This is a genomic window from Hydrogenophaga sp. A37 (genome assembly GCF_002001205.1).
Lineage (GTDB): Bacteria > Pseudomonadota > Gammaproteobacteria > Burkholderiales > Burkholderiaceae_C > Hydrogenophaga.
In genome coordinates, this window is sequence record NZ_MUNZ01000005.1 from 1 (window position 1) to 279 (window position 279).

Sequence of the window (279 nt, forward strand, 5' to 3'; positions counted from 1 at the left end):
GAGCGCATCTTCCAGTCCTTCAAAGCGTCCTGGAACTCACCGCTGCAATACTGGCTGCCACGGTCGCTGTGGAATATCAGACCAGGCAGCGGTCGGCGGCGCCACCACGCCATGGCCAGCGCGTCCTTGACCAAGCCCGCCTGCATGTGCGGCTGCAGGCTCCAGCCCACTACCTGACGGCTGAACAGGTCGATGACCGCAGCCAGGTACAGCCAACCCTCGTCGGTGGCGATATAGGTGATGTCTCCACTCCACAGCTGCTTGGGTGCCTCGGGGGTA

1 protein-coding gene is annotated in these 279 nt (G+C 63.4%); it reads right to left on the minus strand.

The features are described 5' to 3' along the window. Window positions 1-279 (minus strand): DDE-type integrase/transposase/recombinase (locus B0E41_RS00015; RefSeq protein ID WP_143433575.1); only part of this gene is annotated, 279 nt, incomplete at both ends.